We start from the raw sequence: 22,413 nt of genomic DNA on the forward strand, positions 1-22,413 counted from the left end.
GGGATTTATCCCCGATCGGCTGCGCAGCTGCCGCAAAACCATCGCTTGCGGTGTAACGGATACTCCGCGATTGCCGGTTCGGGGCTGCTTCGCAACCCATCGGGGATGAATCCCCTCACCACAAAAGCCCCGGCAGCTATTATCTGCCTCCACAGGGGTAGTTTGCTGATTCAAATACTGATGCGCGAAAGCTTGATATCCGGTTCCTGATTGACGCTCAGTTGCTCGACGATTGCGTCCTGCAGGCGGCTGCACAGCAGCGGGTCGGAGAGCGGCTGGTTGTGGGCGTCGGTGATGAAGAACACGTCTTCCACGCGTTCGCCCAAGGTCGCAATCTTGGCGTTCTGCAGCGACAGGTCGAACTCGAGGAAGATCCCGCCGACCCGCGCCAGCAGGCCCGGGCGATCAGGGGCGGTGAGTTCCAGCACCGTCACCGGACGCTGAGCGTCGTTGTGGATCGTTACCTGCGGCGCGAAGGCGAAGTGCTTGAGCTGGCGCGGCACCCGGCGCTGGATGATCGTCGGGTAGTCGTCCGGGTTGCGCAGCGCTTCGGTCAAACCGTCGCGAATCTGTTTGATCCGTGTCGGGTTGTCGCCGATGGATTCACCGTCGTTGTCGAGCACGATATAGGTGTCGAGGGTGAACTGGCTGCTTGAGGTGATGACCCTGGCGTCATGAATGTTCAGGTTGAGCTGATCCATCGCGGCCACGGTCACGGCGAAGAAATCGTGCTGATCCGGCGCATAGATGAAGATCTGCGTGCCGCCCTCGAACTCGCGCTGGGTGGTTTCCTTGATCAGCACCAGCGGGCCGCCATCGGCCGGTTGCTGCAGGATCGCGTCACTGTGCCAGGCCACGTCGCCGGCGGTATGACGCAGGAAATAGTCATCGCCCAGTTGCGCCCACAACTGCTCGACGTCGTCCGGATCGGTGCCGCCACGCACGAGAATGTCCAGTGCGGCGCTCTGGGTCTGGCGGATCTGCTCTTCGCGATCCACCGGGTTTTCCAGGCCACGACGCAGAGCGCGTTTGGTCTCGGTATAGAGCTGGCGCAACAGGCTGGCGCGCCAGGAGTTCCATAGCGTCGGGTTGGTCGCGTTGATATCGGCAACCGTCAGCACGTACAGGTAGTCCAGACGGGTTTCGTCGCCGACGATCTGCGCGAAATCATGGATCACCTGCGGATCGGACAGATCCTTGCGCTGCGCGGTGGTCGACATCACCAGGTGATTCTGCACCAGCCAGACGATCAGGCGGCTGTCCCACAGCGGCAACTGATGGCGCTGGCAGAACGCTTCGGCATCGACCGCGCCGATGTCCGAGTGATCGCCATGCCGGCCCTTGCCGATGTCGTGGTACAGGCCGGCCATGTAAATGAGCTCAGGCTTGGGCAGTTTGGCCATGAGCTTGGCGGCCAGCGGGAATTTTTCCGACACCTGGGTGTACTGCAATTTACGCAGGTGTTTGATCAGATTCAGCGTGTGCGCATCGACCGTATAGATGTGGAACAGGTCATGCTGCATTTGCCCGACGATAAAGCCGAACTCCGGCAGATAACGCCCGAGGATGCCGTAGCGGTTCATCCGGCGCAGGTTGCGGTGCACGCCGATCTTGCACTTGAAGAGCTCGATGAACAGGCTGGTATTGCGGATATCGTTGCGGAAATTGTCGTCGATCAGGTGCCGGTTCTCGCGCAGCAGACGAATGGTGTCGGCGCGCACACCTTTGATTTCCGGCTGCTGGGCCATCAGCACGAAGATCTCGAGCATGGCGAACGGCGTGCGGCGGAACACGTTGTCGTTGCGCGCTTCGATGTAGCCGTCGTGCAACTGGAAGCGCGAGTTGATCGGCTGCGGCGGCGCTTCGTCTTCCGGGGCGAGGATGACTTCCTCGAAATGCTGGATGATCAGGTCGCTGAGCTGGGCGATGCTCATCACCACGCGGAAATACTGCTGCATGAAGTTTTCGACCGCCTGTTTGGCGTCGTCGCCTTCAAAGCCGAGCAGGCCGGCAATGGTCCGTTGATGATCGAACAGCAGACGATCTTCGGAGCGACCGGCGAGCATGTGCAGGGCGTAGCGCACTTTCCACAGAAATTCCTGGGACGACGCCAGCAGGGCGTTTTCGCTCTCGACCAGAAAACCTTCGCCGGCGAGGGCGCGCAGGTTCAGGGTGCCGTACTGACGCCGGGCCACCCACAGAATCGTCTGGATATCCCGCAGGCCGCCGGGCGAGCCTTTGACGTTGGGTTCCAGGTTGTATTCGGTGTCGTTGTACTTGTGGTGACGGGCCTTCTGTTCGGCGCGCTTGGCCAGGAAAAACTCCTTGGCCGGCCACATGTGGGCCGTGCTGGTGACATCAAGCATGCGCTGACGCAGGCGTTCGGGGCCGCAGATGGTGCGGCTTTCCATCAGGTTGGTGACCACGGTCAGGTCGGCGCGGGCTTCCTCGGCGCATTCATCGACCGAGCGTACGCTCTGGCCGACTTCCAGGCCGATGTCCCACAGCAGCGTCAGAAAACGCTCGATGGAGTCGCGGAAAACTTCGTGATCGGCGCTGTCCAGCAGGATCAGCAAGTCGATGTCGGAATAGGGATGCAGCTCGCCCCGGCCGTAGCCACCGACCGCGACCAGCGCGATGTCGGCGTCTTCGCTCCAGTTGAACTGCTCCCAGGCCTTTTGCAGGATGTTGTCGACGAACCATGCGCGGTCTTCGATCAGGCGGCGGATGTCGCGGCCATTGCGAAAACGCGTGTCGAGGACCTCGCGCGCCTGGCGGATCGCCTTTTTGAACGCCGCGATAGGACTCGCTTTCAGGGCCAGTTCAGCCTGGAACTGGCCGCGGTCGAAGAGTTCGGGATCCACCTGCGGCATCGATTGGCTTTCCTTCTATAAAGGTGGGAGCGTTCTAGGGGTCAGGCCGAGACGCGCGGGATCGTGTCGTCGGCGCGCAGGGTGAAGATCTCGTAGCCGGTGTCGGTCACCAGCAGGGTGTGTTCCCACTGCGCCGAGAGCTTGCGGTCCTTGGTGATCGCGGTCCAGCCGTCGCCCAGCACCTTGGTGTCGGCCTTGCCCTGGTTGATCATCGGCTCGATGGTGAAGGTCATGCCGGCCTTCAGTTCCATGCCGGTGCCGGCGCGGCCGTAGTGCAGGATCTGCGGTTCTTCGTGGAACACCTTGCCGATGCCGTGGCCGCAGAACTCGCGAACCACCGAGAAACCGTTCTTTTCCGCGTGCTTCTGGATGACTTCACCGATGTCGCCGAGGCGGCAGCCAGGTTTGACGATCTCGATTGCCTTGTACATGCATTCCTGAGTGACCTGCGACAGGCGCTCGGCCCAGACGGGCACTTCGCCAACGTGGAACATGCGGCTGGTGTCGCCGTGGTAGCCGTCCTTGATCACGGTGACGTCGATATTCAGGGTGTCACCGTTTTTCAGTGGCTTGTCGTTCGGGATGCCGTGGCAGACCACATGGTTGATCGAGGTGCAGATCGACTTCGGAAAACCCTTGTAGTTGAGCGGGGCCGGAATGGCCTGCTGCACGTTGACGATGTAGTCGTGGCAGATCTGGTTCAGTTGATCGGTGGTCACGCCCGGTTTGACGTGTTCGGCAATCATTTCCAGCACATCGGCGGCCAGTTTGCCGGCGACACGCATGCCAGCGATGTCCTCGGGGGTTTTGAGGTTGACGGTCATACAGGCTCTCTCTGCGCTCGGCGGCGCTTGCTGATACGGATAGGGTGGCAGGTGTACGTTTTGCGACCCTGAAAAACCCGATTCTAACAGACGAAAGGCGCAAATCCGCGCCTGCGTACATCGTCTCTCTCTATACAATGGTGTGCCTGACGGCGATTCCAAGGGGGCTGCGCCCATGTCCCTGGTGCGAATACAGATTCCGGGTTCCGTTTCTGCGCGCCCTGTGGTATAAAATGCGCCGCTTTCCGGGGATGCCCCGAGAAGCTTAAATCCACACACGTGTCGACACGATGACCTGGGTGCCTTTGGCTTTATGCCACTGGTTGGTCATTGGGATACGTGGAGGCCAAACCCGACTTATTAAGGAACTATCATGTCCCAAGTCAACATGCGCGATATGCTGAAGGCCGGTGTGCACTTCGGTCACCAAACCCGTTACTGGAATCCGAAAATGGGTAAGTACATTTTCGGCGCGCGTAACAAGATTCACATCATCAACCTTGAAAAAACCCTGCCAATGTTCAACGAAGCTCTGACTTTCGTAGAGCGTCTGGCCCAGGGCAAAAACAAGATTCTGTTCGTCGGCACCAAGCGTTCCGCTGGCAAGATCGTTGCTGAAGAAGCAGCACGTTGCGGTTCGCCGTACGTCGACCACCGCTGGTTGGGCGGCATGCTGACCAACTTCAAAACCATTCGTGCTTCCATCAAGCGTCTGCGTGACCTTGAAGTTCAAGCCGAAGACGGTACTTTCGCCAAGCTGACCAAGAAAGAAGCGCTGATGCGCTCCCGTGACCTGGAAAAGCTGGATCGCTCCCTGGGCGGCATCAAGGACATGGGCGGTCTGCCAGACGCACTGTTCGTGATCGACGTTGACCACGAGCGCATCGCGATCACCGAAGCCAACAAGCTGGGCATCCCGGTCATCGGCGTTGTCGATACCAACAGCAGCCCGGAAGGCGTTGACTACATCATCCCAGGCAACGATGACGCAATCCGCGCTATCCAGCTGTACATGGGTTCGATGGCTGACGCAGTGATCCGTGGTCGCAACAATGTTGCTGGCGGCACTGTTGAATTCGCAGCTGAAGAAACTCAGGCTGCAGCTGAGTAATCGACGCCCTGGCGTTGACTCAGTAAGCAAAAAGGGGGCTTGGCCCCCTTTTTGCCACCTCGAAAACCGTTTGTTGGCGCCCACGTGTGGCAGCGCACCTCCTGCATTTGTAACGTGCAGCAGCTACAAGGTGTTTCGGGAAGAATTGAACGCCCGTTCGATCGGGTGGAATGGTTGAAAACCTATCCAAGAGGAATTTGAAAATGGCAGCAATTACTGCAGCGTTGGTTAAAGAACTGCGCGAGCGTACCGGCGAAGGCATGATGGACTGCAAGAAAGCCCTGGAAAAGGCTGACGGCGACATCGAAAAAGCCATTGATGACATGCGTGCTTCGGGCGCGATCAAGGCTGCGAAAAAGGCTGGCAACGTTGCCGCTGAAGGCGCAATCGCAATCAAGGACGACGGTAAAGCTGCCGTTATCCTGGAAGTGAACTCGCAGACCGACTTCCTGGCTCTGCAAGACGACTTCAAAAACTTTGTTGCTGCCAGCGTAGAAAAAGCCTTCGCTGACAAGCTGACCGACGCTGCTCCGCTGATCGCTGCTCAAGAAGCCGCTCGCGAAGCACTGGTTGCCAAAGTAGGCGAAAACGTCAACATCCGTCGTCTGACCCGTATCGAAGGTGACGTTGTAGGTTCCTACCTGCACGGCAACAAGATCGGTGTTGTTGTGGCTCTGAAAGGCGGCGACGTCGAGCTGGCCAAAGACATCGCGATGCACGTAGCTGCAAGCAACCCTGAGTTCCTGCTGCCTTCGCAGGTTTCGGCTGAAGCGATCGAGCGTGAAAAGGCTGTGTTCCTGCAGCTGAACGAAGAGAAGATCAAAGGCAAGCCAGAAAACATTGTTGAGAACATGGTCAAAGGCCGTATCAGCAAGTTCCTGGCAGAAGCGAGCCTGGTTGAGCAGGCGTTCGTCAAGAACCCTGAAATCAAGGTTGGCGAGCTGGCCAAGAAAGGCGGCGCAGAAATCGTTTCCTTCACCTACTTCAAAGTAGGCGAAGGCATCGAGAAGCCGGTCGACAACTTCGCTGAAGAAGTTGCTGCCCAGCTGGCTGCCGCCAAGCAATAAGACGGTTTTTCAACTGTCGCCCGAAAGAGGCTGCCCGCTCACGCGCGCAGCCTCTTTTCAGATGGGGTTACCAGTTTTTAATTGGTTTCCACTGGGAACTGACTTACAAAGCCAGGTTCCGATGGCGCTGAAGCAGCGCCAAGCTAGAGTGAACGGCAGCTGTAAAACAGCTTGCACAGAATTTTTTAAATACGCCGCAGGAGAGATTCGCAATGGCTCAGCAGGGCAGTGGTTATCAGGCTCGCTATAAACGCATTCTACTCAAGCTTAGCGGCGAGGCCCTGATGGGCTCGGAAGAGTTCGGGATCGATCCAAAAGTGCTGGATCGGATGGCGCTGGAAGTCGGCCAGCTGGTCGGCATCGGCGTACAGGTCGGTCTGGTGATCGGCGGTGGCAACCTGTTCCGTGGCGAGGCCTTGAGCAAGGCCGGCATGGATCGGGTGACAGGCGACCACATGGGCATGCTGGCCACTGTGATGAACGCCCTGGCCATGCGCGACGCGCTGGAACGTGCCAATATCTCGGCCATCGTGATGTCGGCCATTTCCATGGTTGGCGTGACCGATCACTATGATCGCCGCAAAGCCATGCGCCACCTGAACTCCAAGGACGTGGTGATTTTCGCCGCCGGTACCGGCAATCCGTTCTTTACCACGGATTCGGCAGCCTGCCTGCGTGCCATCGAAATCGATGCCGACGTCGTGCTGAAAGCGACCAAGGTAGATGGCGTCTACACCGCAGACCCGTTCAAAGACCCGCATGCCGAGAAGTTCGATCATCTGACTTATGATGAAGTGCTGGATCGCAAGCTGGGCGTGATGGATCTGACTGCTATCTGCCTGTGCCGCGATCACAAGATGCCGCTGCGCGTATTCAACATGAACAAGCCCGGCGCCCTGCTGAACATCGTGCATGGCGGCGCTGAAGGCACTCTGATCGAGGAAGGTCAACAATGATCAACGAAATCAAGAAAGACGCCCAAGCGCGTATGCAGAAATCCCTGGAATCTCTGAATCACGCGTTCGGCCAGATTCGTACCGGCAAGGCTCACCCGAGCATTCTCGGTAGTGTCATGGTGCCTTACTACGGCACTGACACCCCGCTGAGCAGCGTCGCCAACGTCACCGTGAAAGATTCGCGTACCCTGCAAGTCGTGGCTTTCGAGCGCAACATGCTCGCTGCCGTCGACAAGGCGATCCAGAGCGCCGGTCTGAACCTCAATCCGACCAACCTGGGTGAGTTGCTTTTGATCCCGATGCCTGCCCTCACCGAGGAAACGCGCAAGGGCTTCACCAAGCAGGCTCGTAGCGCAGCGGAAGACGCGCGCGTTGCCGTGCGCAACATTCGTCGTGACGCATTGGGTGAGCTTAAAAAACTGGTCAAGGACAAGGAAATCAGTGAAGACGAAGAACGTCGTGCCATCGCTGATATCGATAAGCTGACCAAAGAATCCGAGGCCCAGATCACCAAGGCCACGGACGAGAAAGAAAAAGACCTGATGGCCGTATAAGGGTCGCGTTTCAATGGAAAAGACCAAGCAGTCTGCGCCGTCCGCGGTGCCGCGCCATGTCGCGATCATCATGGATGGCAATAATCGCTGGGCGAAAAAACGCTTTATGCCGGGTGTCGCCGGGCATAAAGCCGGCGTGGATGCTGTGCGGGCGGTAATCGAGGTGTGCGCCGAGGCCAAGGTCGAAGTGCTCACCCTGTTCGCCTTTTCCAGTGAAAACTGGCAGCGCCCGGCCGATGAGGTCAGTGCCTTGATGGACCTGTTCTTCAAGGCCCTGCGTCGTGAGGCCAAGCGCCTCAACGACAACAACATCAGCTTGCGCATCATCGGTGATCGCTCGCGCTTCCACCCTGAGCTTCAGGCGGCGATGCGCGAAGCCGAGGCTATGACCGCCGGTGCCAACCGCTTTATTCTGCAGATCGCCGCCAACTACGGCGGTCAGTGGGATATTGCCCAGGCGGCGCAACGTCTGGCGCGTGAGGTTCAGGCCGGGCATCTGCGTCCGGAAGACATCACTCCGGAGCTGTTGCAAACCTGTCTGGCGACCGGCGACCTGCCGCTGCCAGACTTGTGCATCCGCACTGGTGGCGAGCACCGCATCAGCAATTTCCTGCTGTGGCAACTGGCGTATGCCGAGTTGTACTTCTCCGACCTGTTCTGGCCGGACTTCAAACACGAAGCCATGCGCACTGCGCTGGCCGATTTCGCTTCGCGCCAGCGTCGCTTCGGTAAAACGAGCGAACAGGTCGAAGCTGGAGCCCGGGTTTAATGCTTAAACAACGAATCATCACTGCGCTGATCCTGCTGCCGATCGCTCTGTGCGGTTTCTTCCTGCTCGAGGGATCCGGTTTTGCGCTGTTCATCGGTCTGGTCGTGAGCCTGGGTGCCTGGGAATGGGCGCGTCTGGCGGGCTTTACCGCGCAGTCGTTCCGTGTCGGCTTTGCCGCCGTCGTCGCGCTGATGCTGTTCGTCATGTACGTCCTGCCGGGCCTGGCCCCTTGGGTGTTGGGCGCTTCGGTGTTGTGGTGGGCGGTGGCGACTTACCTGGTGCTGACGTATCCACGCTCAAGCGAGCATTGGTCCACAGCAGCCACCAAACTGGTGATCGGCTTGCTGATCCTGCTGCCGGCCTGGCAGGGACTGGTGCAGATCAAGCAATACCCGCTGGGTAACTGGCTGATCATGGCGGTGATGGTGTTGGTCTGGGGTGCCGACATCGGTGCTTACTTCTCCGGTCGTGCTTTCGGCAAGCGCAAACTGGCGCCGCAAGTCAGTCCGGGCAAAAGCTGGGAAGGCGTTTACGGTGGCCTGGCGCTGAGTCTGGTGATCACCGCGATCGTCGGCCTGGTTCGCGACTGGACGGTGGCTGAACTGCTCAAGGGGCTCATCGGTGCTGCGCTGATCGTCTTCATTTCGGTGGTGGGCGACCTCACCGAAAGCATGTTCAAGCGCCAGTCCGGCATCAAGGACAGCAGCAACCTGCTGCCCGGTCATGGCGGTGTGCTTGATCGCATCGACAGCCTGACCGCGGCGATCCCGATTTTCGCTGTATTGCTGTGGATGGCTGCACCGTGAGCCGTCCTCAACAGATCACTGTTCTGGGGGCCACCGGTTCGATTGGTCTGAGCACCCTCGACGTCATCGCGCGTCATCCCGAGCGCTATCAGGTGTTCGCCCTGAGCGGTTTCACGCGTCTGAGCGAATTGCTGGCCTTGTGCGTGCGTCATGTGCCGCAATTCGCAGTCGTGCCGGAAGTGGCGGCGGCGCGTGGTTTGCAGGACGACCTGCGGGCTGCCGGTCTGTCCACTCGCGTATTGGTGGGGGAGGAGGGCCTGTGTCAGGTTGCCTCTGCACCTGAAGTCGATGCCGTGATGGCCGCCATCGTCGGTGCCGCAGGCCTGCGACCGACCCTGGCGGCGGTGGAGGCTGGCAAGAAGATCCTGCTGGCCAATAAAGAGGCGCTGGTGATGTCCGGCGCGCTGTTCATGCAGGCCGTGCACAAGAGCGGCTCGGTGCTGCTGCCGATCGACAGCGAGCACAACGCGATCTTCCAGTGCATGCCGCAGGATTTTTCCCGTGGGCTGAGTACAGTCGGTGTGCGACGGATTTTGCTCACGGCTTCGGGCGGGCCTTTCCGCCAGACGCCGTTGAGCGAGCTGGCGCACGTTTCGCCTGATCAGGCGTGTGCGCACCCGAACTGGTCCATGGGGCGCAAGATTTCCGTGGACTCGGCCAGCATGATGAACAAGGGTCTGGAATTGATCGAGGCCTGCTGGCTGTTCGACGCCAAGCCGTCGCAGGTCGAGGTGGTGATCCATCCGCAGAGTGTGATTCACTCGCTGGTCGATTATGTCGATGGCTCGGTGCTGGCGCAGTTGGGCAATCCCGACATGCGCACGCCGATTGCCAATGCACTGGCCTGGCCTGAGCGTATCGACTCCGGTGTAGCGCCCTTGGATCTGTTTGCCATCGCGCGCCTGGATTTCGAGGCGCCGGACGAAGAGCGTTTTCCTTGCCTGCGCCTGGCGCGACAAGCGGCCGAGGCGGGTAACAGTGCGCCGGCGATGCTCAATGCGGCCAACGAAGTGGCGGTCGCCGCGTTTCTCGACGGACGTGTGGGTTATCTGGAAATCGCGAGTATCATCGAGGACGTGCTGAGCCTCGAGCCAGTGGTTGCGCTGGAGGATCTGGACGCGGTGTTTACCGCAGACGCGAAAGCGCGGACTCTGGCCGGGCAGTGGCTGAATCGTCACGGGCGATAGCCGTTGCAGTACCATGGCGTCACGCGGCACTGAACAGGATTGCGGAGAAAGTAGATGAGCGCGCTCTATATGATTGCCGGCACCCTGATCGCTTTGGGTGTGCTGGTCACCTTTCACGAATTCGGCCACTTCTGGGTCGCGCGTCGCTGTGGCGTCAAGGTTCTGCGTTTTTCCGTCGGCTTCGGCATGCCCCTGTTGCGCTGGCACGACAAGCAGGGCACTGAATTTGTCGTCGCCGCGATTCCGCTGGGCGGCTACGTCAAGATGCTCGATGAGCGTGAAGGCGAAGTCCCGGCCGATCAGCTTCATCAATCCTTCAATCGTAAATCGGTGCGCCAGCGCATCGCCATTGTCGCGGCGGGGCCGATTGCCAACTTCCTGCTGGCCCTGGTGTTTTTCTGGGTGCTGGCCATGCTCGGCAGCGAGCAGATCCGTCCGGTGATCGGTGCCGTCGAGTCCGGCAGCATTGCGGCCAGGGCCGGTTTGAGCGCGGGCCAGGAGATCGTCGCCATCGATGGTGAGCCTACCTCCGGTTGGGCTGCCGTCAATTTGCAACTGGTGCGTCGTCTGGGGGAAAGTGGTTCCCTGCAATTGCTCGTGCGCGAGCAGGGTTCGACCGTCGACGCGCCGCGTGAGCTGGCGCTGGACCATTGGCTCAAAGGCGCTGACGAGCCCGATCCCATTCGCTCGCTGGGTATTCGCCCATGGCGCCCGGCTTTGCCGCCAGTACTGGCTGAACTCGATCCAAAAGGCCCGGCACAAGCCGCCGGTCTGAAAACCGGTGATCGCCTGCTGGCGCTCGACGGCCTGGCGCTGAATGACTGGCAGCAAGTGGTCGACAGCGTTCGTACGCGTCCTGATACCAAAATCATGCTGAAAGTCGAGCGTGATGGTGCTCAAATCGACGTCCCGGTGACCCTGGCGGCGCGCGGCGAAAGCAAGTCGCCAAGCGGTTATCTCGGGGCGGGCGTAAAAGCCGTGGACTGGCCGCCGGAAATGATTCGCGAGGTCAGTTATGGTCCGTTGGCCGCGATTGGCGAGGGTGCCCGTCGTACCTGGACCATGAGCGTGCTGACGCTGGACTCGTTGAAGAAAATGCTGTTTGGCGAGCTCTCGGTAAAAAACTTGAGTGGGCCGATAACCATTGCTAAAGTGGCGGGCGCTTCTGCCCAGTCGGGCGTTGCTGATTTCCTGAATTTCCTTGCTTATCTGAGTATTAGCCTGGGGGTTCTGAATTTGCTGCCCATTCCTGTACTGGATGGGGGGCATTTGTTGTTTTATCTGATTGAGTGGGTGCGTGGTCGCCCCTTGTCGGATCGGGTGCAAGGTTGGGGGGTGCAGATCGGTATCAGTTTGGTGGTCGGAGTGATGTTGCTTGCTCTGGTCAATGATCTGGGTCGACTGTAAAGCTTCGCTGAATTGCGAATCTGCCGCATTTTGCGGCAGTTTGTTTATTGCCAGTTGGAATAAGAAAGGACTTCATGAAACGTCTGCTGCTAACTGCGGTTCTCACCGTATTGATGATCGCCGAAGTTCACGCCGAGTCCTTCACTATCTCTGATATTCGCGTCAACGGCCTCCAGCGGGTCTCCGCGGGTAGCGTCTTTGGTGCCTTGCCGTTGAACGTCGGCGAGCAGGCGGATGATCGTCGCCTGGTGGAATCCACTCGTGCGTTGTTCAAAACCGGTTTCTTTCAAGATATCCAGCTGGGCCGCGAAGGCAACGTTCTCGTGATCACGGTCGTCGAACGTCCGTCGGTCGCCAGTATCGAGATCGAGGGTAACAAGGCGATCTCTACCGAAGACCTGATGAAAGGCCTGAAGCAGTCCGGTCTGTCCGAAGGTGAAATCTTCCAGCGCGCCACCCTCGAAGGTGTCCGTAACGAGCTGCAGCGTCAGTACGTTGCCCAGGGCCGTTACTCGGCGACCGTCGATACCGAGGTGGTCTCGCAGCCGCGTAACCGCGTGGCGCTGAAAGTGAAGATCAACGAAGGCACCGTGGCCGCGATCCAGCACATCAACGTGGTGGGTAACACGGTCTTCCCTGATGACGACCTGATCGACCTGTTCGAGCTGAAAACCACCAACTGGCTGTCGTTCTTCAAGAACGATGACAAGTACGCCCGTGAAAAACTGTCCGGCGACCTGGAGCGTCTGCGTTCCTACTACCTGGACCGTGGTTACATCAACATGGATATCGCTTCGACCCAGGTATCCATCACCCCGGACAAGAAGCACGTCTACATCACCGTCAACATCACCGAAGGCGAGAAGTACACCGTACGTGACGTCAAGCTCAGCGGTGACCTGAAAGTCCCTGAAGACCAGGTCAAGTCGCTGTTGCTGGTGCAGAAAGGCCAGGTGTTCTCGCGCAAGCTGATGACCACCACTTCCGAACTGATCACTCGTCGCCTGGGTAACGAGGGTTACACCTTCGCCAACGTGAACGGCGTTCCTCAGCCGCATGACGACGATCACACCGTGGACATCCTGTTCGCCGTCGACCCGGGCAAGCGTGCCTACGTCAACCGTATCAATTTCCGTGGCAACACCAAGTCCGAAGACGAAGTGCTGCGTCGCGAAATGCGTCAGATGGAAGGCGGCTGGGCTTCGACCTACCTGATCGACCAGTCCAAGACCCGTCTTGAACGTCTGGGCTTCTTCAAGGAAGTGAACGTCGAGACTCCGGCTGTACCGGGTGTCGACGACCAGGTGGACGTGAACTACGCCGTTGAAGAACAAGCTTCCGGTTCGATCACCGCCAGCGTCGGTTTCGCCCAGAGCGCCGGTCTGATCCTCGGTGGTTCGATCACCCAGAACAACTTCCTGGGTACCGGTAACCGTGTGAGCGTGGGCCTGACCCGCAGCGAATACCAGAGCCGCTACAACTTCGGCTACGTTGACCCGTACTGGACCGCCGATGGCGTGAGCCTGGGTTACAACGCGTTCTATCGCACCACCGACTACAAAGACCTCGACGTCGACGTAGCGAGCTATGCGGTAGACAGCCTGGGTGCCGGCGTCAACGTTGGCTACCCGATCAGCGAGACGTCGCGTCTGACCTTCGGTCTGTCCGCTCAGCAGGACAAGATCAAGACCGGTCAGTACACCGTTGACGAAATCTTCGACTTCGTTAACAAGGAAGGCGACAACTATCTGAACTTCAAGGCTTCGGCCGGCTGGTCCGAGTCGACCCTGAACAAGGGCGTACTGCCGACCCGTGGTCGTTCCCAGAGCCTGACCCTGGAAACCACGATTCCGGGCAGCGACCTGTCGTTCTACAAACTCGACTACCGTGGTCAGTTGTTCCAGCCGATTACCGAAAACTACACCCTGCGTCTGCACACCGAACTGGGTTATGGCGACGGTTATGGTTCGACCGACGGCTTGCCGTTCTATGAAAACTACTATGCTGGTGGTTTCAACTCGGTACGTGGCTTCAAGGACAGTACGCTGGGTCCTCGCAGTACCCCGAGTCGTGGTCAGGCGGTCACCGGTAACGCCGGTACCATTGCCGACCCGGATCAGGATCCGCTGCCGTTCGGTGGCAACGTATTGATCCAGGGTGGTGTAGAGGTTCTGTTCCCGCTGCCGTTCGTGAAAGATCAGCGATCCCTGCGTACCTCGGTATTCTGGGACGTCGGTAACGTGTTCGACTCGACTTGCAAGTCGACCACCAATGCTGACGGTACAAAAGCCAACACACAGTGCAACGACATCAGCCTGAGCAACATGGCCAGTTCCGTCGGTGTTGGCGTGACCTGGGTAACCGCACTGGGGCCTTTGAGCTTCGCGTTGGCTACACCGATCAAGAAACCGGATAACGCTGAAACTCAAGTGTTCCAATTCTCCCTCGGCCAGACGTTCTAAGCGTCTGACCCAAGATAACGACAATGGATTTTGTAGGAGTGCATCGTGCGTAAGTTGACTCAATTGGTTCTCCTGGCCTCCGTACTGGTGGCAGGCCCGGCGTTCGCCGACATGAAAATCGCCGTTCTGAACTATCAGATGGCATTGCTGGAATCCGATGCGGCCAAGAAATACGCGGTGGATGCCGAGAAGAAGTTCGGTCCGCAACTGACCAAGCTCAAGACGCTGGAAAGCAGCGCCAAGGGTATTCAGGACCGTCTGATGGCCGGTGGCGACAAGATGCAGCAGGGCGAGCGTGAGCGTCTGGAGCTTGAGTTCAAGCAAAAGGCCCGTGACTTCCAGTTCCAGTCCAAGGAACTGAACGAAGCCAAGGCAGTTGCCGACCGCGAAATGCTCAAGCAACTGAAGCCGAAACTGGATAGCGCAGTGGAAGAAGTCATCAAGAAAGGTGGTTTTGACCTGGTGTTCGAGCGTGGCGCAGTGATCGATGTCAAACCTCAGTACGACATCACGCGCCAGGTTATCGAGCGCATGAATCAGCTGAAGTAACCCATGACCGTGACTATCAAGCTCGGCCAGTTGGCCGAGTTCCTCGGCGCCACCCTGCGTGGCGACCCCGAGACGCAAATTACTGGGCTAGCCACCTTGCAGGAGGCTGGCCCAGCTCAGTTGAGCTTTCTGGCAAATCCTCAATATCGCAAATACCTGGCAAGTTCCCAGGCGGCTGCGCTATTGCTCAAGGAGGCCGATGCCGACGGTTTTACCGGCAACGCGCTGGTGGTGCCGGATCCTTACCTGGCTTATGCACGCATCTCGCATCTGTTCGATCCGAAGCCGAAAGCCGCTGCGGGTGTTCATCCCACAGCGGTGATTGCGCCGGATGCGGTGGTTGATCCAAGCGCCAGCATTGGCCCGTTCGTGGTGATCGAGGCGGGTGCTCGCATCGGTGCGCAGGTCACGTTGGGTGCCCATTGCGTCATCGGTGCCCGCAGTGAAATCGGTGAGGGCGGCTGGCTCGCTCCGCGGGTGACGCTGTACCACGACGTGCGCATCGGCAAGCGCGTAGTGATCCAGTCCGGTGCCGTGCTCGGTGGTGAAGGTTTCGGTTTTGCCAACGAGAAAGGTATCTGGCAGAAGATCGCCCAGATCGGTGGCGTGACCATCGGCGACGATGTCGAGATCGGCGTGAACACCGCCATCGACCGTGGCGCGTTGGCGGACACCGTGATCGGCAACGGCGTGAAGCTCGACAACCAGATCCAGATCGCGCACAACGTCCAGGTCGGTGATCACACCGCCATGGCGGCGTGTGTCGGTATCTCCGGCAGCACCAAAATCGGCAAGCATTGCATGCTCGCCGGTGGTGTCGGCCTGGTTGGGCACATCGATATTTGCGACAACGTTTTCCTGACCGGGATGACCATGGTGACCCACTCGATTACCGAGCCGGGTGCCTATTCGTCCGGCACAGCCATGCAACCGGCGGCCGAATGGCGCAAAAGCGCGGCCCGCATCCGTCAGCTCGATGACCTCGCGCGACGTTTGAAGCAGCTGGAAAAGCGCGTCGGGGAAGTGACCCCCGGCAGCAATGCTTCATCTGATGGCTGATACCATTTCCATATCAAGTGTGCACAGCCTCTAGACTGCCTCCTTGATTTGCTAGAGGAGTGCGCGTCAGTCGCGCTCCCAATCTTTACATAGGCTTCCCCCCGAAATGATGGACATCAACGAGATTCGCGAATACCTGCCTCACCGTTACCCGTTCCTGCTGGTGGACCGGGTGGTGGAACTGGACACTGAAGGCAAGCGCATTCGCGCCTACAAGAATGTCAGCATCAATGAGCCATTCTTCAACGGCCACTTCCCGGCGCACCCGATCATGCCGGGCGTACTGATCATCGAAGCGATGGCCCAGGCTGCCGGGATCCTCGGTTTCAAAATGCTTGACGTAAAACCGGCCGACGGCACCCTGTACTACTTCGTCGGTTCCGACAAACTGCGTTTCCGCCAGCCAGTGCTGCCGGGCGACCAGTTGATCCTTGAAGCCAAGTTCATCAGCTGCAAGCGTCAGATCTGGAAATTCGAATGCCAGGCCTCGGTCGACGGCAAGCCGGTCTGCTCGGCGGAAATCATCTGTGCGGAACGCAAGCTATGAGTTTGATTGACCCTCGTGCAATCATCGATCCGTCGGCCGTTCTGGCTGACGGCGTCGAAGTCGGCCCGTGGTCGATCGTCGGCGCAGGTGTGGAAATCGGCGAGGGTACTGTGATCGGGCCGCACGTGGTCCTCAAAGGCCCGACCCGCATCGGCAAGCACAACCGCATCTACCAGTTTTCCTCGGTAGGCGAAGACACGCCCGATCTGAAGTACAAAGGTGAAGAAACCCGTCTGGTGATCGGTGACCACAACGTCATCCGCGAAGGCGTGACCATTCACCGTGGCACCGTGCAGGACCGTTCGGAAACCACGCTGGGCGATCACAACCTGATCATGGCCTACGCCCACATCGGGCATGACAGCGTCATCGGCAACCACTGCATTCTGGTCAACAACACCGCGTTGGCCGGGCATGTGCACGTTGACGACTGGGCGATCCTGTCCGGGTTCACCCTGGTTCATCAGTATTGCCATATTGGCGCGCACAGCTTTTCCGGCATGGGCACTGCCATCGGCAAGGACGTTCCAGCGTTCGTCACCGTCTTCGGCAACCCCGCCGAAGCGCGCAGCATGAATTTCGAAGGCATGCGCCGCCGCGGTTTCAGTGAAGACGCGATTCATGCGCTGCGCCGCGCCTATAAAACGGTGTATCGCCAGGGGCTGACCGTGGAGCAAGCGCTGGCCGAACTGGTCGAACCTGCTGCGCAATTCCCGGAAGTCGCGCTGTTCCGTGATTCGATCCAGTCCTCGACTCGCGGCATCACCCGCTGATCATGGCCAATCTGCGTATTGCGCTGGTGGCGGGCGAAGCTTCCGGGGATATTTTGGGCGCCGGTCTGATGCGCGCCCTCAAGGCGCAACATCCGGCAGTCGAGTTCATCGGTGTCGGCGGTCCGTTGATGCAGGCCGAAGGCCTGACGTCGTATTTCCCCATGGAGCGCCTGTCGGTCATGGGGCTCGTGGAGGTGCTCGGGCGGCTGCGCGAGTTGCTCAAGCGCCGCAAGGAGCTGATCGCTACGCTGATCGCCGAGAAACCGGACGTGTTCATCGGCATCGATGCCCCGGATTTCAACCTCAATATCGAACTCAAGCTGCGTCAGGCCGGGATCAAGACCGTGCACTACGTCAGCCCGTCGGTGTGGGCATGGCGTCAGAAGCGTGTGCTGAAGATTCGCGAAGGCTGCGATCTGATGCTCACCCTGTTGCCATTTGAAGCAAAATTCTACGAAGAGAAAGGCGTGCCGGTGCGGTTCGTCGGTCATACGCTGGCCGATACCATTGCGCTGCAGGCCGACCGCGCCGCAGCGCGTGCCGAACTCGGTTTGCCCGACGGTCCGCTGGTGGCGTTGATGCCCGGCAGTCGCGGTGGTGAAGTCGGCCGTCTCGGGGCGCTGTTCCTTGATACGGCCGAGCGTCTGCGGGCCATGCGCCCGGGGCTGCGCTTCGTCATCCCGTGCGCCAATGCCGAGCGTCGTGCACAGCTCGAAGCGTTGCTGGTTGGCCGCGACTTGCCGGTGACCCTGCTCGATGGCAAATCCCATCTGGCCCTCGCGGCGTGCAACGCGGTGCTGATCGCCTCCGGCACGGCGACGCTTGAAGCGTTGCTGTACAAGCGGCCGATGGTCGTTGCGTATCGCCTGGCACCGCTGACGTTCTGGATCCTCAAACGCATGGTCAAGAGCCCGTACGTGTCCTTGCCCAACCTGTTGGCCCAGCGTCTGTTGGTGCCAGAGTTGTTGCAGGATGATGCGACGGTCGAGGCGTTGGCGCAGACCCTGTCGCCGTTGATCGACGGCGGCGAAGAGCAGACCCGTGGCTTCGACGAGATCCACCGCACGTTGCGGCGGGACGCTTCCAATCAGGCGGCGGATGCCGTCCTTAACCTGATCGGTCGGAAACAATGAGCAAGACGATGCAAATGGGCCTGGATTTCACATTGGTCGCCGAAGTCGAAGAGCTGGTGGCCGGTGTCGACGAAGTCGGTCGTGGTCCGTTGTGCGGCGCGGTGGTGACGGCGGCGGTGATCCTCGATCCTAACCGGCCGATCCTTGGTCTCAACGACTCGAAGAAACTCACCGAAGCCCGGCGCGAGAAGCTCTACGACGAGATCATCGAAAAATCCCTGAGCTGGTGCATCGCCCGCGCCGAAGTCGAGGAAATCGACGAGCTGAACATTCTGCACGCGACCATGCTCGCCATGCAGCGCGCGGTGGCCGGGCTGCATGTGCAGCCGAAACTGGCGATGATCGACGGTAATCGTTGTCCGAAACTGCCGATGCGCGCCGAAGCGGTGGTGCAGGGCGACGGCAAGGTGCCGGCCATCGCTGCCGCGTCGATTCTGGCCAAGGTCAGCCGCGACCGGGAAATGGCGGCATTCGAATTGATCTACCCGGGGTACGGCATCGGCGGCCATAAAGGCTATCCGACGCCCGTTCATCTGGAAGCGTTGGCACGGCTGGGCCCGACACCGATTCACCGGCGCTCGTTCGCCCCGGTGCGACAGGCTTACGAGGCGCGCGAAGGCCTGACACAGGTTTAGTCGCAAGGCTGATGTTTTGTTCGAGGCCCGGTACAATCCGGGCCTTGTTGTCTCTATGTAACTGGACAGGATCACTATGCCGGCTTCATTCGTTCATCTACGCCTGCACACTGAATACTCCCTGGTCGACGGGCTGGTGCGGATCAAGCCACTGGTCAAGGCGCTGACCGGCATGAACATGCCGGCCGTGGCGGTCACCGATCAGAACAACATGTGTTCCCTGGTCAAATTCTATAAAAACGCCATGGGCGCCGGCATCAAGCCGATCTGCGGCGCCGACCTGTGGCTGTCGAACAAGGATCCGGACGGGCCATTGAGCCGGATCAGCCTGTTGGTAATGAACGCCAAGGGCTATCGCAATCTCACCGAGCTGATCTCGCGCGGCTTCATCGAGGGTCAGCGCAATGGCATGATCATCATCGAGCGCGAATGGGTCGCCGAGGCCAACGAAGGTCTGATCATGCTGTCCGCCGCGAAGGAAGGCGAAATCGGCATGGCCATGATTGGCGGTAACCCGGCCGAAGCCGAGACGTTGGCGCGCGAGTGGATGGCGGTGTTCCCTGATCGTTTCTATCTGGAAATCCAGCGCACCAATCGCCCCAACGACGAAGAGCAATTGCACGGCGCCGTGGCCCTGGCCGACAAGCTCGGTGCGCCGCTGGTGGCGACCAACGATGTGCGCTTCATCAAGCAGGAAGACTTTGCTGCCCACGAAACCCGCGTGTGCATCGGTGAGGGCCGCGCCCTCGACGATCCGCGGCGCTCGAAGAATTACAGTGATCAGCAATACCTGAAAAGCGCCGAGGAAATGGCCGAGCTGTTCAGTGACATTCCCGACGCGATCGAAAACACCGTCGAGATTGCCAAGCGTTGCAACATCGACGTGAAGTTGGGCAAGCACTTCCTGCCGGACTACCCGATTCCCGATGGCATGACCATCGATGAATACTTTCGCAAGGTGTCGTTCGACGGTCTGGAAGACCGCCTCAGCGTATTGCTGCCCAAGGACACCACCGAAGACTATGAGGCCAAGCGTCAGGTCTACGTCGACCGGCTGAATTTCGAGCTGGATATCATCATCCAGATGGGCTTCCCCGGTTACTTCCTGATCGTGATGGACTTTATCCAGTGGGCCAAGAACAACGGCGTGCCGGTAGGCCCGGGCCGTGGGTCGGGTGCCGGATCGCTGGTGGCCTATGTGCAGAAGATCACCGACCTCGACCCGCTGGAATACGACCTGCTGTTCGAACGTTTCCTCAACCCGGAACGGGTCTCGATGCCCGACTTCGACGTCGACTTCTGCATGGACGGTCGTGACCGGGTGATCGACTACGTGGCCGAGAAATACGGTCGCAACGCGGTAAGCCAGATCATCACCTTCGGCTCCATGGCCGCCAAGGCAGTGGTGCGCGACGTGGCGCGGGCCCAGGGCAAGTCATTCGGCTTGGCGGATCGTCTGTCGAAGATGATTCCGTTCGAAGTCGGCATGACCCTGGAAAAAGCCTACGAGCAGGAGGAGATCCTGCGCGACTTCATCAAGGTCGATGAGGAAGCGGCGGAAATCTGGGAGATGGCGCGCAAGCTCGAGGGCGTGGTGCGTAACGTCGGCAAGCACGCCGGTGGTGTGGTAATCGCCCCGACCAAACTGACCGATTTCTCGCCGATCTATTGCGACGAGGCCGGCGATGGTCTGGTGACCCAGTTCGACAAGGACGACGTCGAGGCGGCCGGTCTGGTGAAGTTCGACTTCCTCGGCTTGCGGACCCTGACGATCATCGACTGGGCGCTGAAAACCATCAACCGCGACCGCGCCAAGGTCAACGAGCCGCCGCTGGACATCGCGTTCATCCCGCTGGATGACAAACCGACCTATCAGCTGCTGCAAAAAGCTGAAACCACCGCGGTGTTCCAGCTCGAATCCCGGGGCATGAAAGAGCTGATCAAAAAGCTCAAGCCTGACTGCCTCGAAGACTTGATCGCACTGGTGGCCCTGTTCCGTCCGGGCCCACTGCAATCGGGCATGGTGGATGACTTCATCAACCGTAAGCACGGTCGCGCCGAATTGGCTTATCCGCACCCGGATTACCAGTATGAAGGCCTGCAACCGGTGCTGGCGCCGACGTACGGCATCATCCTGTATCAGGAACAGGTGATGCAGATCGCCCAGGTCATGGCCGGTTACACCCTCGGTGGTGCGGACATGCTGCGTCGGGCGATGGGTAAGAAGAAACCCGAGGAAATGGCCAAGCAGCGCGGCGGTTTCATTGAAGGTTGTGCGTCGAACAATATCGATGCGGATCTTGCCGGTAACATTTTTGACCTGGTGGAGAAATTCGCCGGTTACGGCTTCAACAAGTCTCACTCCGCCGCTTACGGCCTGGTGTCGTACCAGACTGCTTGGCTGAAAGCCCATTACCCGGCGCCGTTCATGGCGGCGGTGCTTTCGGCGGATATGCACAACACCGACAAGGTCGTGACCTTGATCGAGGAAGTGCGCACGATGAAGCTGCGCCTCGACGCGCCGGACGTGAACACTTCGGAGTTCAAGTTCACGGTGAACGACGAAGGCCGCATCGTATACGGTCTGGGCGCGATTAAAGGCGTCGGTGAAGGCCCGGTGGAAGCGATTACCGAAGCCCGTCAGGCCGGTCCGTTCAAGGATCTGTTCGACTTCTGCGCCCGGGTTGACCTCAAGCGCATCAACAAACGCACGCTGGACGGTCTGATCCGCAGCGGCGCGCTGGATCGCCTCGGCCCGTACTTCCACGATGAACAAAAGGCTTATCAGGCCAACATCGACCGCAACCGCGCCGTGCTGCTGGCGGCGATGGAAGAGGCAATCAAGTCGGCCGAGCAGACAGCGCGCACCCGCGACAGCGGCCATGCCGACCTGTTCGGCGGGCTGTTCGTCGAGGAAGATGCCGACGTCTATGCAACGCACCGCAAGGCCAAGGAGCTGACCCTCAAGGAACGCCTCAAGGGTGAGAAAGACACCCTGGGTCTGTACCTGACCGGTCACCCGATCGACGAATATGAAGGCGAGATTCGTCGCTTCGCCCGTCAGCGCATCATCGACCTGAAACCGGCTCGCGACACGCAAACCGTGGCCGGGATGATCATTGCCCTGCGCGTGATGAAGAACAAAAAGGGCGACAAGATGGGCTTCATCACCCTTGATGACCGCTCGGGACGGATCGAGGCCTCGCTGTTTGCCGATGCGTTCCATTCTGCGCAGTCGCTGTTGCAGACCGACGCGATGGTGGTGGTCGAAGGCGAAGTCAGCAACGACGACTTCTCCGGCGGCCTGCGCCTGCGGGTCAAGCGGGTGATGAGCATGGAGGATGCACGGACCAATCTGGCCGAAAGCCTGCGCCTGAAGCTGCACACTCAGGATTTGAAAGGCGATCAGCTACGCTGGTTGGGTGAGCTGCTCAAGCGTCACCGCGGGGCGTGCCCGATCACCATGGAGTACACCAGTCCCGATGCGAAGACCTTGCTGCAGTTCGGCGAGACCTGGCGAATCGATCCGGCAGATGCGTTGATTCAAGCCCTGCGTGACCAGTTCGGGCGAGACAACGTCTTCCTCCAATACCGTTGACCGGCAAGTGCCATCATTGCGCTTGCCCACAACCTGAATTTTTAATCTCGACCTCAGCGCGCCTCTCCCTTAAGGTAGGGCGCGAATAGACAACCGGCCGGCC

18 protein-coding genes are annotated in these 22,413 nt (G+C 59.5%); 16 read left to right on the forward strand and 2 right to left on the reverse strand.

Annotated elements, in window-relative coordinates; genetic code table 11:
• Positions 1-170: 170 nt before the first annotated feature.
• A complete protein-coding gene (locus AC193Q_RS25745) occupies positions 171-2,873 on the reverse strand; it encodes a [protein-PII] uridylyltransferase (RefSeq protein ID WP_047291863.1) in 2,703 nt (900 codons plus the stop codon).
• Between the two features lie 41 nt (positions 2,874-2,914).
• Positions 2,915-3,697, reverse strand: coding sequence for a type I methionyl aminopeptidase (map, locus tag AC193Q_RS25750; protein ID WP_047291865.1), 783 nt, complete (start codon positions 3,695-3,697; stop codon positions 2,915-2,917).
• Between the two features lie 373 nt (positions 3,698-4,070).
• Between map and rpsB the strand changes: the two genes are divergently transcribed.
• From rpsB to dnaE, 16 genes are all read left to right on the forward strand, one after another.
• Entirely contained in the window at positions 4,071-4,808 is a 738-nt protein-coding gene (gene rpsB, locus AC193Q_RS25755) for a 30S ribosomal protein S2 (RefSeq protein ID WP_003222119.1), read from the forward strand.
• A gap of 203 nt (positions 4,809-5,011) precedes the next feature.
• Entirely contained in the window at positions 5,012-5,875 is an 864-nt protein-coding gene (tsf, locus tag AC193Q_RS25760) for a translation elongation factor Ts (protein WP_025110889.1), read from the forward strand.
• A gap of 212 nt (positions 5,876-6,087) precedes the next feature.
• Positions 6,088-6,831 (forward strand): UMP kinase, encoded by a 744-nt coding sequence (gene pyrH / locus AC193Q_RS25765; protein WP_003222124.1) that lies wholly within the window; start codon positions 6,088-6,090, stop codon positions 6,829-6,831.
• The gene (gene frr, locus AC193Q_RS25770) at positions 6,828-7,385 is read left to right on the forward strand and encodes a ribosome recycling factor (RefSeq protein WP_047291868.1); all 558 of its coding nucleotides are present in this window, start codon (positions 6,828-6,830) and stop codon (positions 7,383-7,385) included. Before pyrH ends, frr begins: the two co-directional genes overlap by 4 nt.
• Before the next feature lie 13 nt (positions 7,386-7,398).
• Positions 7,399-8,154, forward strand: coding sequence for a polyprenyl diphosphate synthase (gene uppS / locus AC193Q_RS25775; protein ID WP_041072340.1), 756 nt, complete (start codon positions 7,399-7,401; stop codon positions 8,152-8,154).
• Positions 8,154-8,960, forward strand: a complete 807-nt coding sequence (locus AC193Q_RS25780) for a phosphatidate cytidylyltransferase (RefSeq protein WP_007964272.1) — start codon at positions 8,154-8,156, stop codon at positions 8,958-8,960. The genes uppS and AC193Q_RS25780 overlap by 1 nt, the downstream gene beginning before the upstream one ends.
• Positions 8,957-10,147, forward strand: a complete 1,191-nt coding sequence (ispC, locus tag AC193Q_RS25785) for a 1-deoxy-D-xylulose-5-phosphate reductoisomerase (RefSeq protein WP_121184022.1) — start codon at positions 8,957-8,959, stop codon at positions 10,145-10,147. The genes AC193Q_RS25780 and ispC overlap by 4 nt, the downstream gene beginning before the upstream one ends.
• 54 nt (positions 10,148-10,201) lie before the next feature.
• Positions 10,202-11,554 (forward strand): sigma E protease regulator RseP, encoded by a 1,353-nt coding sequence (gene rseP / locus AC193Q_RS25790; RefSeq protein ID WP_047291874.1) that lies wholly within the window; start codon positions 10,202-10,204, stop codon positions 11,552-11,554.
• A gap of 74 nt (positions 11,555-11,628) precedes the next feature.
• The gene (gene bamA, locus AC193Q_RS25795) at positions 11,629-14,016 is read left to right on the forward strand and encodes an outer membrane protein assembly factor BamA (protein WP_047291877.1); all 2,388 of its coding nucleotides are present in this window, start codon (positions 11,629-11,631) and stop codon (positions 14,014-14,016) included.
• A gap of 45 nt (positions 14,017-14,061) precedes the next feature.
• A complete protein-coding gene (locus AC193Q_RS25800; protein ID WP_003222140.1) occupies positions 14,062-14,565 on the forward strand; it encodes an OmpH/Skp family outer membrane protein in 504 nt (167 codons plus the stop codon).
• 3 nt (positions 14,566-14,568) lie between these two features.
• Positions 14,569-15,624, forward strand: coding sequence for a UDP-3-O-(3-hydroxymyristoyl)glucosamine N-acyltransferase (gene lpxD, locus AC193Q_RS25805; RefSeq protein ID WP_047291880.1), 1,056 nt, complete (start codon positions 14,569-14,571; stop codon positions 15,622-15,624).
• 106 nt (positions 15,625-15,730) lie between these two features.
• Positions 15,731-16,171, forward strand: coding sequence for a 3-hydroxyacyl-ACP dehydratase FabZ (gene fabZ / locus AC193Q_RS25810; protein ID WP_003222142.1), 441 nt, complete (start codon positions 15,731-15,733; stop codon positions 16,169-16,171).
• The gene (gene lpxA / locus AC193Q_RS25815; RefSeq protein WP_047291883.1) at positions 16,168-16,944 is read left to right on the forward strand and encodes an acyl-ACP--UDP-N-acetylglucosamine O-acyltransferase; all 777 of its coding nucleotides are present in this window, start codon (positions 16,168-16,170) and stop codon (positions 16,942-16,944) included. Before fabZ ends, lpxA begins: the two co-directional genes overlap by 4 nt.
• Positions 16,945-16,946: 2 nt before the next feature.
• On the forward strand, positions 16,947-18,077 hold the full coding sequence (lpxB, locus tag AC193Q_RS25820) for a lipid-A-disaccharide synthase (RefSeq protein ID WP_121184024.1): 1,131 nt from the start codon (positions 16,947-16,949) through the stop codon (positions 18,075-18,077).
• Positions 18,078-18,085: 8 nt separating this feature from the next.
• Positions 18,086-18,712, forward strand: a complete 627-nt coding sequence (gene rnhB, locus AC193Q_RS25825) for a ribonuclease HII (protein WP_041072324.1) — start codon at positions 18,086-18,088, stop codon at positions 18,710-18,712.
• Between the two features lie 76 nt (positions 18,713-18,788).
• A complete protein-coding gene (gene dnaE / locus AC193Q_RS25830) occupies positions 18,789-22,310 on the forward strand; it encodes a DNA polymerase III subunit alpha (RefSeq protein WP_095667391.1) in 3,522 nt (1,173 codons plus the stop codon).
• Positions 22,311-22,413: the final 103 nt, after the last annotated feature.

This window comes from Pseudomonas sp. F2 (assembly GCF_057174385.1).

What these genes read in the sequence shown, in the direction of transcription:
- AC193Q_RS25745 (WP_047291863.1), bottom strand. Translation starts at nt 2,873, where the DNA reads ATGCCGCAGGTGGATCCCGAACTCTTCGACCGCGGCCAGTTCCAGGCT.
- map (WP_047291865.1), bottom strand. Translation starts at nt 3,697, where the DNA reads ATGACCGTCAACCTCAAAACCCCCGAGGACATCGCTGGCATGCGTGTC.
- rpsB (WP_003222119.1), top strand. Translation starts at nt 4,071, where the DNA reads ATGTCCCAAGTCAACATGCGCGATATGCTGAAGGCCGGTGTGCACTTC.
- tsf (WP_025110889.1), top strand. Translation starts at nt 5,012, where the DNA reads ATGGCAGCAATTACTGCAGCGTTGGTTAAAGAACTGCGCGAGCGTACC.
- pyrH (WP_003222124.1), top strand. Translation starts at nt 6,088, where the DNA reads ATGGCTCAGCAGGGCAGTGGTTATCAGGCTCGCTATAAACGCATTCTA.
- frr (WP_047291868.1), top strand. Translation starts at nt 6,828, where the DNA reads ATGATCAACGAAATCAAGAAAGACGCCCAAGCGCGTATGCAGAAATCC.
- uppS (WP_041072340.1), top strand. Translation starts at nt 7,399, where the DNA reads ATGGAAAAGACCAAGCAGTCTGCGCCGTCCGCGGTGCCGCGCCATGTC.
- AC193Q_RS25780 (WP_007964272.1), top strand. Translation starts at nt 8,154, where the DNA reads ATGCTTAAACAACGAATCATCACTGCGCTGATCCTGCTGCCGATCGCT.
- rseP (WP_047291874.1), top strand. Translation starts at nt 10,202, where the DNA reads ATGAGCGCGCTCTATATGATTGCCGGCACCCTGATCGCTTTGGGTGTG.
- bamA (WP_047291877.1), top strand. Translation starts at nt 11,629, where the DNA reads ATGAAACGTCTGCTGCTAACTGCGGTTCTCACCGTATTGATGATCGCC.
- lpxD (WP_047291880.1), top strand. Translation starts at nt 14,569, where the DNA reads ATGACCGTGACTATCAAGCTCGGCCAGTTGGCCGAGTTCCTCGGCGCC.
- fabZ (WP_003222142.1), top strand. Translation starts at nt 15,731, where the DNA reads ATGATGGACATCAACGAGATTCGCGAATACCTGCCTCACCGTTACCCG.
- lpxA (WP_047291883.1), top strand. Translation starts at nt 16,168, where the DNA reads ATGAGTTTGATTGACCCTCGTGCAATCATCGATCCGTCGGCCGTTCTG.
- lpxB (WP_121184024.1), top strand. Translation starts at nt 16,947, where the DNA reads ATGGCCAATCTGCGTATTGCGCTGGTGGCGGGCGAAGCTTCCGGGGAT.
- rnhB (WP_041072324.1), top strand. Translation starts at nt 18,086, where the DNA reads ATGCAAATGGGCCTGGATTTCACATTGGTCGCCGAAGTCGAAGAGCTG.
- dnaE (WP_095667391.1), top strand. Translation starts at nt 18,789, where the DNA reads ATGCCGGCTTCATTCGTTCATCTACGCCTGCACACTGAATACTCCCTG.